An 8,852-nucleotide genomic window follows, 5' to 3' on the forward strand; every position below is an offset into this window, starting at 1 on the left:
TATGTTTACGACCAGCGCACGCTGGAAGCACAGGCCGAGGCAGTGTTGAACTTCCCCAATGCCTTTGGACTGACCGCGCGTTATGCGATGAAAGCATTGCCCAACAGCACCGTAATTCGCATCTTAACGCAAAGGGGATTGCACATCGACGCCAGCAGTGGATACGAGGCCGAGCGCGCCCTGCGGGCTGGTGTGCCGGGCCATCACATCATGCTTACGGCACAGCAGATACCCGAAAATTTGAAACACCTGATCGATCGTGGTGTAATCTTTAATGCGTGTTCCCTGAATCAACTGCGAACATTTGGCGACCTGTTCCCCGGGCGATCGCTTTCCGTGCGTATCAATCCCGGCATGGGATCTGGGCACAGTAAGCGCACCAACGTGGGAGGACCGGCCGCGAGCTTTGGGATCTGGCATGAATATATCTCCGATGTCCATAAAATTTGCAAACAGCGCAATTTGACCATAACGACCATGCATACGCATATCGGGTCGGGCAACGATCCCGAAGTATGGGAGCGCGTCGCATTGATGTCATTGAAAATTTGCGTTGGATTTGAAAACGCCACCACATTGAGCCTGGGAGGTGGGTACAAGATTGGGCGCATGCCGGGAGAAGTATCGACGGATTTGCAGGTAATCGGACAACATATGGCCGAAGCCTTCGAAATGACCGCGAGACAAACCGGACGATCGTTGCGTTTGGAAGTGGAACCAGGGACATATCTGGTCGCAAATGCCGGGGCAATCGTTGCAACGGCGATTGATGTGGTAGAGACCGGGAAAAACGGGTACAAATTTATCAAAACCGATACCGGGATGACCGAAGTGATTCGCCCGAGCATGTACGGGGCGCAACATCCCATTACTGTGGTGCCCGCCGAGAAAGAAGAACGCGGGATAGACGAATATATTGTGGTAGGACATTGTTGTGAAAGCGGCGACGTATTAACCCCTGCGCCCGACGATCCCGAAGGACTACTACCCCGGCTATTGACAGAAACAAAAGTGGGAGACGCCGTGGTCATTGGCGGATCGGGCGCGTATTGTGCGGGCATGTCGTCTAAAAATTACAACTCCTTTCCCGAAGCAGCCGAAGTATTATTGGACAGAGACGGCGCATTGCACTTAATTCGGAAACGCCAGACACTGGATCAGGTCTTGCAAAATGAAATTGTACCGGACTTTTTGACCACTAAGAGCTAATCTATGACTTATGACGCAATTGTATTGGGTGCAGGGATCAATGGATGCGGCATCGCGCGTGAACTCTCCGAGCGCGGGCAACGGGTGCTGGTGCTGGACAAAGGCGCGATTGGCGGGGGCACATCATCCAAATCATCGCGATTGGTCCACGGTGGATTGCGCTATTTGGAAACGCGGCAATTTGGACTGGTGCGAGAGGCTTTGAGTGATCGTCTGGAACTTTTGGGACGCTATCCCGAATTGGTCTCAATGCGACCGTTTTATCTGCCAATCTATCGCAAGAGCCCGCGTCCCGTCTGGAGGTTGTGGACGGGGATCAAGCTCTACGACGCACTGGCTGGGCGGCACAATATCTATCGGTCACGTAAAGTCCCTCGAAAGCTATTTACCCGCGAATTTCCCGCATTAAAGCAAGAAGGGATTAGGGCGGTACTGCGCTATTACGACGGCAAGACAAACGATCTCGCACTCACAAAGCGCGTGGCAGAAGACGCACAAGAACTGGGATGCGTATTTCGCGAAGGGATAGACGTTCAACACGTGGCCTGGGAAGAAACCGGATTTGCCCTGTTGGGCGGGGAAACAAAATACCGCAGTCACACCCTGATCAATGCAACGGGACCGTGGATTGATGAAGTCGCAGCGCGCTATCACTTACCATCGCGATTTCAGATTCGAAAAGTGAGCGGCATTCACATTTTTGTAGATGGACTGCTCACACCTCATCCCCTATTTTTACAAACCGAAGGCAAGCGCATCTTTTTTCTCATACCCGAACCAGAACGCGATCAAACAATAATTGGCACAACCGAGCGCGAAGAACGCGGACGAGTAGATGACGTAGTGATTCACGAAGAAGATATCAATTATTTGATTCGGGCAGTAAATGCGTACCTGACGCCAAACCGTCAGCTTCAGCACGCGGATATCACAGATGCCACTGTGGGGGTTCGTCCCCTCGTAGAAAAAAAAGGCGATGCAACCGCGCTCTCGCGGGAATACGAACTGGATTTGCACACGCGCGGGCAAACCCAATTGCTCAATATATTCGGCGGAAAACTGACGACGTACTTATCGCTATCGCGCCGAGTCGCCAAAACACTCGGCATCAAAGAGATCGCGACAATGGCACTGCGCGCTTAACCGGAGAAATAGATGCTCAAAAAATTGGACAATTTCAAAACAGCCGTTCTACCCGAACGCAAATCGGGCTTCTGGCAAATGGCGGGACCGGGTGCCATCCTGGTCGGGCTATCCATCGGCGCAGGCGAAATCATTGTGTGGCCTCTTGTAGTCGCCGAGTACGGAGCGAGCATGATCTGGGCCGCGGTACTCGGCGTGTTTTTGCAAATGTGGATCAACTTTGAGGTCGGGCGATGGACAATTGCCACAGGTGAAACAGTATATACGGGATTTGCGCGCGTGTGGCGCGGCTTTGCACCCCTGTTTATTTTAATCACATTATTCTCCTGGATCGCCCCGGGATGGGGACGCGCCTCGGGATTGGCTCTCAAAGCTCTGTTGATCGGTCCTCATGGTTGGGGATCGGACACTTTTTGGACCGTGATTACATTTATCGGCGTCGCACTCATTTTGTTTGGTCCCAAGCTCATTTACAATTCAATGGAAAAAGCCGTTGAACTGATGGTGGCGATTGTCACCATAGGATTAATTATGGTGGCTTTTGCCGTAGGCACGGCAGAAACGTGGATCGACCTGGGAAAAGGAATCGCGAACATCGGTTACAAAGATCCAAACATGTCGGTAAAGGCACTATTCATCGCCATCGTCTTTGCCGGAGCTGGGGGAACAGCAAATTTGTTTTACACCTTTTATTTGCGCGACAAACACATCGGCATGGGCGCACATGTGCCAATCATGCAAAATCCATTGCGGAGCCGCGCAGAAGCCATACCGTCAACCGGATTTGTATTTGAAGAAACAGAAGAAAACGCGACAAGGTTCAAGGCCTGGTGGGATTATATAAAAAAAGATCAGATGTTGTTTTTCTGGGGATTAAACTCCATTACAATGATGTTATTCATCTTTGGATCGCTCGCAGTCCTGCATCCCCAGGGCATCGTTCCCTCGCAAGGCACGCTGATTTGGGACGAAGCCGCTATTCTGGGCGAAATTTGGGGCGACATGGGCCGCGTGATCTTTCTTCTGGTAGGACTGGCAACGCTATTTGGCACACAACTCGCCCTCGTAGATGGGGTCTCGCGGTCAATCGCAGACATTGTATATACCAATTTTAAGGGCGCGCAAAAACGAGAATTGAGCTGGTGGTATCTTCTCGTCGCGGGAATATGGATTGTGGCCGGATGTGTGATCACGTTTGTAATGGAACAATACGGTGTAAGTGAGCTGGGCTTTCTATTCAATGCGGCCTATATGGGTGGATTTGCCATGGCGATTTACGTGCCACTGATGCTATACATCAATTATCGCTACTTGCCAAAAACCGCCCGACCGGGCAAAGGATGTACCGCGATGATGGCGATTGCATCACTGGTATATGTGGTATTTGCCATAGCCTGTATTCTGTGGGAAGTGGGCATTCTAAAATAAGGAAGAGACCAATGGACAGACGCAAACGCTTCTTCTCGCCTTATGAATCTGTTTTTGCGTGGATGCGGGCGACAAAATCCGAACTGACTTTTGATGGACAGACTGTGGATGACTGGCGTCTGTGGCGTCGAAAATTCCGCGCGCGATTGACAAAAAATCTGGGACCAATGCCAGAACGCGTGCCCCTTCGGGCGGAAGTGATTCGCCGGGACAACATGGGGGATTACGTGCGCGAAAAAGTCGCGTTTGACACAGAGCAGTTTGCCAGCGTCCCCGCATTTGTACTGGTGCCAAAGGGACTGAAACGCGGCGAAAAGCGTCCAGGAATTCTGGCGGCACACGGTCATGGGATAGGCAAAAATCCACTCGTGGGTTTGGACGAAGATGAAAAGCCACACGAGGATTATCAGAAGCAACTGGGTGTCCAACTCGTGCGGCGGGGCTATGTGGTCATCGCACCGGATTGGCGTGGATTTGGCGAGCGGATGAGCCCCGAAGATTGGGTGCGCCAAACGCGCGACAAGTGCAACGTAAATTACATGGCAGAGGGATATCGCGGGTATCACTTTTTGGCATTGCAAATCTGGGATGGATTTCGCACACTGGATTACTTACAGGCGCGCCGAGAAGTGGATGAGAAGCGGATCGGGTGTTTGGGCGTGTCATTTGGCGGCACAATGACGACCTATTTGACGGCTCTGGATCAGCGGATCAAATGCGCGTGTATCAGCGGGTATCTCAGCACATTGCGAGAAGGCGCAATGCCCGGAAGAGCAAATTTTTGTGGGGCACAATATATGCCGGGATTGATGGCAATCGGCGATATTCCCGATGTTGCGGGTTTGATCGCACCTCGCCCTCTGGTCGTGGAGATGGGCGAACGCGACCCGGGTTTTCAAATCTCAGATGCTGAACGGGCATTTCGCCACCTATCAAAAATCTATCGCGCGGCAGATGCGCGCGATCAGTTGGTGAAAGATCGATTTGATGGGGTCCACGAATTTAGTGGTCACAAATGTTTGGATATATTTGACAAATACCTGAAGGGATAAGACAGCGTATCGCGATTTTCTTCCCGATTGATTAGCAGGAGATCTTTATGCCCAGAGAGCCAGAAGCATCTTGGGAAAATGGGATTCGCAGCGTGCGCCGCGATGAAATGGGGCGTTTGTGTCAGCTACTCGACAACGTATTTTTCGAGGGGCTATCAGATATGCAACCACACGCCTTCAATGACGATAATATGCACAATTTGCGCGTGGTCGTAGAAAACGGCGAAGTCGTATCGCACATCGGCACAATTCGGCGAAACATATCCATTATGGGATGCACACTCCGAGTGGCCTCTCTCGGAGGGGTAGCGACTTACGAAGCCCATCGGGGCAAGGGCCATGCCACGGCACTCTTGCAAGACACCATGCGCCACTGCCGCAAAGATGGCGTGGATTATATCCTGGTATCGGGATATCGCAACATGTACCACCGATATGGGTGTCGATATGTGGGACGAGACAGGATATTTCACATCGCGAGCGAGCAAGCGGGCGACTTTGACGATACAGACTGGACAATAACACAGGCATCAAAAGCAGATGTCGAAACCATTGGAGCCATTTATCGGCGCGACCCCGTGCGCTGGCTGCGCCCGCCTTCGGACATCGCCTTTGGCATAGATGGATGGGTGCAGAACCGCCCCGCAAAAACCTATCTGATTCACCGGGGTGATCAACCCGTTGCCTTTGGGGTCATGCAGCAGGCGCGCGAACGAGATGCAGGACAGGTGTACTTGCTCGATTACGCGGGTGAGCGGTCTGCAATCGTCGGCGCATTGGGCAAATTTATCGACAATCAACATTTGAATCAGCTATCATTGCACGTCAAGAGATTCGACACCGTATTGCACGGCCTGCTCGAAGCGCGCGATTTGACTGGTGAACCAGCCAATCTACCTGGCACGACCATGATCATACACTTTGAACAATTACTCGAAAAAATGCGCCCCTATTTTGTCGAACGAATCGGAGAACACGCCGCCCGGGGGCTGGTATTTCGGGAAGTGGGCGATGAATATCATATCTACTATGGCGACAACCGCGTGGTGGCCGAAAGCCGAGGTGCAGCGGCACAGCTAATTTTTGGAACCCTGGAAGGAACCGAGAACGCGATGTTGGATGCCGGTGGACGCGCCGGTGAGATCCTGCGCGCCTGCCTGCCAATTCCGGGAGTTTGGTACGGGGTGAATCATCTTTGATTTCACTAAATAGCTGCTCAGCATCTCAAACTCTATTTTATCTTGCTATCTGATATTGTGTGCCTTATACTTACGGTGCACATCGAATTCTCACAAACAGTAAGGATATTTTCATGACCGCTCCAGATGGTGATTCCGCAGATATACTCTATGAGCAAGTCCTCGATAATGCGCGTCGGGAAATCGAAGATGCACTGGCTATAATAGACGAATTGCGCCAATCAATCCGCCAGGTAGAAGCCCGGGTCGAAGCCGCCCAATCGATATATAACGCCGTTACGGCGAGATTGAACCTGGAGGATGAACTGACCGAAGAAATACACCTGGACACTCTACCGTCTGTTGAGCCACCTGAAGTAGCGCCAGAACCGTCGCCGCCATCCGAGCCGCCCGAGCCCGAAGAACCCGCGGCGGACGATGAGGCAGAATCTCCATCCGAACAAGATGATGCGCCAGTGCTCTCTGAGGCTGAGAGCGCGCTCATCAGTGAACATCTGCGATCAAAGCGCAAAGGATAAGCACCTACATACTTATCATGTTGACAGAACAGGGCTTCGCATCTTGCAGAACTCCCTGTTCTTTGTATTTTAGGGGATAGATTTTAGAAAATGCAAACACGCCAATCGAAGGAATTTTTATGAGCATGTGTGACACGGAGAAATCCGTTGACGAGATGGACGCCCGGGAACGGGCACGCTACATTGACGATCTGACGCCCAGAGGTGGTTTATATACCGAAGTACAGCGCGAGGTACATCCCCAGTCGAACAGTTCGTGGCGCGTATCGCCCGACCCGTGGTGGCTGCCGCCCCCAGTTCTATCACACCTTGAGGCATTGGGGCAGCATCTCTATCAGTTTTACAAAGCACTGAATCTATTGTATTCGCAAAGTATGAGGGGCATTCAGCCCGCATGGGTCGCGCAGTATCTGGACCAGGGCAAATCTGAAGAAGTGATCAAATTTGGGCAAATGAGCCGATTCAAAAGCCATGTTCCCCTCGTAATTCGGCCCGATGTGATACCCACGCGAGCGGGAATGATTGCGACGGAATTGGATTCCGTGCCCGGTGGGATCGGATTTACGGCAAGCCTGGCAGAGCGATATGCCAAACTCGGCGATCAAATTGTGGGCGGCGCAAATGGAATGGTCACTGGATTTGCACAGATGATCCGCGACGTTGCTGGCACAGACGCGCCTGTTTTGGGCATAGTGGTCTCGGAAGAAGCATCGGCTTATCGGCCCGAGATGTCGTATTTAGGTGACCGATTAAATGCCATTGGTCTGGAAACTTATGTCATTGGTCCCGAAGAAGTATCTTTTGTCGAAGATGGACTATTTGTCAATGGGGCACATGGTCGCCAGCGCATAGACGTGATATACAGGTTTTTTGAATTATTCGATTTGCGAAACCTGCCCCAAATTGATTTAATTTTTTACGCGGTACGCAAAGGGCTTGTCAAGCTCACACCCCCCTTAAAAGCGTATCACGAAGAAAAGATGATGATGGCGCTGTTTCACCATCCCCTGTTATCGGATTTCTGGCATCAACATTTGGGCAAAAAATCCGTGGCCTTTTTGCGGCAAACCTTTCCCAAAACGTGGGTCTTAGACCCCGCGCCTTTGCCCCCCCAGGGCGTTATTGCGGGATTGGAAATTGACGGGCAATCCTTTTCCGACTGGCGTGCGCTGGGACACCTGGGACAAAAACACCGGCAACTGGTCATCAAACCCTCGGGATATTCTGAAATGGCCTGGGGCAGTCGCGGTGTAACCATGGGGCACGACATGGCCGAGCGAGATTGGCAAGGCGTGATCGACGAAGCGCTATGCGCTTTTGAACACACACCTCATATTATGCAGGAATTTCACAATGGCGCGACTTTTTCTGCGTCGTACTACGATTACGAAACCGATCAAATCGAAATATTCAGAGGACGGGTGCGGTTGCAGCCCTACTATTTTGTCATTAAAGACAAAGCAGTGCTCTCGGGCTTGCAGGCAACGGTCTGTCCAGCAGACAAAAAAATATTACACGGAATGGTAGATGCAGTAGTAGTACCTGGCGCAGTTAAAAAGTGAGCGAGGGTTAAAAACATGACACTTGATGAAAAACTCACACGGCTAAATGCTTTGCTCAAAGACATGGGTAGCGTGGTCGTGGCATTTTCGGGCGGAGTTGACAGCGCGTTTTTGGCCGCGGCAGCATATCGGGTTCTGGGTGACCACGCGCTGGCAGTAACCGCAGTCTCCGCGAGTTATGCGTCTGGTGAACTCGAAAAGGCTCAAACACTGGCCGAGCAAATTGGCATTCAACTCGATATCGTCTATACCCGGGAGATGGAAAACCCCGACTACGTAAAAAACGATCCCGATCGGTGTTTTCACTGCAAAAGCGCGCTGGCCGATAAACTGGACGAAGTAATCGAACACTATACGGGACAATTCGGGTATTTGCTTTACGGCGCAATAGCCGACGATGTTGGCGACTATCGCCCGGGCATGGCTGCCGCCGAATCCCGGGGTATTCGCGCGCCGATGGTCGAATTGGGATTCACCAAAGACGACGTCCGAACATTGTCAAAGCAATGGCAACTACCCACCTGGGACATGCCCGCATCGGCGTGTTTGTCTTCTCGAATCCCCTATGGCACAGCCGTCACAGAGGAAGCATTGCGCAAAATCGATCGCGCCGAGCAATTTTTGAAAGCGCGCGGATTTGTGCAAGTGCGCGTTCGGCACCACGAAGATATTGCTCGCATAGAAGTTCCACCTGAAGATCTGGTGCGTTTTTTTCAAGATGGCACAAACGAGGCTGTGGCT

Annotated in this window: 8 protein-coding genes; all 8 read left to right on the forward strand. The window is 51.8% G+C overall.

Translation table 11 applies throughout. From position 1 onward, the window contains the following. The coding region (locus OXG87_19315) for a diaminopimelate decarboxylase (protein MCY3871704.1) at positions 1–1,209 on the forward strand (1,209 nt) is incomplete at its 5' end. A 3-nt stretch (positions 1,210–1,212) separates the two neighbouring features. Next, positions 1,213–2,352 (forward strand): glycerol-3-phosphate dehydrogenase/oxidase, encoded by a 1,140-nt coding sequence (locus OXG87_19320; GenBank protein ID MCY3871705.1) that lies wholly within the window; start codon positions 1,213–1,215, stop codon positions 2,350–2,352. Positions 2,353–2,364: 12 nt separating this feature from the next. After that, positions 2,365–3,780 (forward strand): Nramp family divalent metal transporter, encoded by a 1,416-nt coding sequence (locus OXG87_19325; protein MCY3871706.1) that lies wholly within the window; start codon positions 2,365–2,367, stop codon positions 3,778–3,780. A gap of 11 nt (positions 3,781–3,791) precedes the next feature. Then, positions 3,792–4,832, forward strand: coding sequence for an alpha/beta fold hydrolase (locus OXG87_19330; GenBank protein ID MCY3871707.1), 1,041 nt, complete (start codon positions 3,792–3,794; stop codon positions 4,830–4,832). Between the two features lie 47 nt (positions 4,833–4,879). Then, positions 4,880–6,031: a GNAT family N-acetyltransferase gene (locus OXG87_19335; GenBank protein ID MCY3871708.1), complete on the forward strand. Its 1,152-nt coding sequence runs from the start codon at positions 4,880–4,882 to the stop codon at positions 6,029–6,031. A 113-nt stretch (positions 6,032–6,144) separates the two neighbouring features. Further along, on the forward strand, positions 6,145–6,549 hold the full coding sequence (locus OXG87_19340; protein MCY3871709.1) for a hypothetical protein: 405 nt from the start codon (positions 6,145–6,147) through the stop codon (positions 6,547–6,549). A gap of 119 nt (positions 6,550–6,668) precedes the next feature. Then, entirely contained in the window at positions 6,669–8,111 is a 1,443-nt protein-coding gene (locus OXG87_19345; protein MCY3871710.1) for a hypothetical protein, read from the forward strand. A gap of 15 nt (positions 8,112–8,126) precedes the next feature. After that, the coding region (larE, locus tag OXG87_19350; GenBank protein MCY3871711.1) for an ATP-dependent sacrificial sulfur transferase LarE at positions 8,127–8,852 on the forward strand (726 nt) is incomplete at its 3' end.

The organism is Gemmatimonadota bacterium (assembly GCA_026706845.1).
Lineage (GTDB): Bacteria > Latescibacterota > UBA2968 > UBA2968 > UBA2968 > VXRD01.